The organism is Paenibacillus sp. E194 (genome assembly GCF_000935845.1).
Classification (GTDB): Bacteria; Bacillota; Bacilli; order Paenibacillales; family Paenibacillaceae; genus Paenibacillus_B; species Paenibacillus_B alvei_B.
In genome coordinates, this window is record NZ_JMDX01000456.1 from 1 (window position 1) to 1887 (window position 1887).

Annotated in this window: 1 protein-coding gene; it reads right to left on the reverse strand. The window is 55.2% G+C overall.

Annotated features, from left to right (window positions below; genetic code table 11):
* The coding region (locus tag AZ66_RS28860) for an amino acid adenylation domain-containing protein (protein WP_156160134.1) at nucleotides 1-1887 on the reverse strand (1887 nt) is incomplete at both ends.

Consider the following 1887-nt stretch of genomic DNA (forward strand, 5'->3'; position numbering starts at 1 on the left):
GGGTTCGTTCCGAGCGGCCGCTTGACGCCTCCGGCGACACTGCTTCCGGGAGCTGCAGCCGTTTGTACCCGTCCAATTCCGTTTTCCAATACGCCAATACGTCCTCTTCCTGTTTGAGCGCCGTCTGATCCACGATGTAGGCCTTGTAGCTGTTGGCCAGCAGCTCGGGCACGAAGCTTTGATCCTCTTTCAGCCGGACATACACATTCATCAATTCCGTAATGAAAGAAGCCACGCTCCAGCCATCCAAAATCGCATGGTGGAAAATAAAGCACAGCGCCAATTGGTCATCGCTCAGCATACATACTTTGATTCGCCACAGTGGTGCCCAATCTAACGGGAACGGATGGCGGCGATCCGCTTCCAACTCTTCGCGGATAAACTGCTCTTGTTCCTCTCGGCTCCGTGTTTGCAAATGGAAATGCTCGACCGGCAGCTCCACTTTCTTATGCACTGCTTGAACCCATCCAGGAGCCTGATCCAGGTGAAAGCTGCAGCGCAGCATCGGATGCTTTTGCACCATCAGTTCCAGCGCCCGATCCAATAGCTGTGGTTCAAAATGCGGTTCCCGGATCTGATAAATAAATTGATCGTGGTATACTGCATCGTCCGGATGGGCCATGGAATAGTACACCATTCCCTGCTGGATGTCGCTCATCGGGTAAATATCTTCAATTTCCGTTTCAGAGAACACTTCCTCCTGAAGCAACTGCTGCTTGAGACGCTCTATGCTTTCTTGGGCTTCCATCCACGCTTGGCCGGATACGCCCGATTCCAAGCGTCCGATGTGTTCAGCAAGCGAGCGGAGGTCAGGATGCTTGTACAAGTCGATCATATGCATATGAAGGCCGAACGCTTGATTCATCGCATCTACCAAACGGATGCCTTTAATGGAGTCTCCCCCTAAATGGAAGTACTGAGCGTCAATGCCGACCTGCTCTACGCCAAGCACAGTCTCCCATATCTCCGCCAATTTGGCTTCCGTCTCGTTCCTCGGCGCCACGTAGGCCGGCGCCCCTATCCCGTGCTCGTCCGGCTCGGGAAGCGCCTTGCGATCCAGCTTCCCATTCGGGCCAATCGGCATTTCCCGCAGCTGTACCATAGATGAGGGAACCATATGTTCCGGCAAGCGGCTGGATAAGTAGGCTCGCACTTCCCCGGCAATGTCCTCGCCCGCCTCCGGGATGCTTACGAGATACGCACAGAGATATTTGCCGCCCTCTTCATCCTCCCGGGCCATCACTGCCGCTGCGGCAACGGACTCGTGATCGAGTAGGACGGACTCGATCTCCCCCAGCTCGATTCGGTAGCCACGTACTTTCACCTGGTGATCCATCCGCCCTAAATATTCAATGTTCCCGTCTGGCAGCCACCTTGCCAAATCGCCCGTTCTGTACATTTTTTCGTACATCCGTTCCCCGGCTGCGAACGGATTCGGCACAAAGGTCTTCTCGTTCAATTCCGGACGGTTCAAGTAACCGCGGGACAAACCCGCCCCCGAGATGCAAAGTTCTCCAGCTACTCCTACCGGCTGCAGCTGCCCATTCACATCCACAATATACATTCGGGTATTATCAATCGGCTTCCCGATCGGCACTCGCTCCAAGGCTTCCCCGGTCGAACAGTCAAACCAGGTAACGTCCACCGTCGCTTCCGTTGGCCCGTACAAATTAATCAGCTTGGCGCCGTACGGGCGGTACAGCAACCGGTTAAATACTTCCGCCCATTGCGCAGGCAGCGCTTCACCGCTTGCGAATACATTCCGGACGCTCTGCAGCCCAACCGTATCTCCCTTGGCTTGAAGATGCCCGAGGAAAGCGCGCAGCATGGACGGTACAAAGTGAAGCGTCGTCACCCTTTGCCGCTCGATTGCATCAGCAATACGGC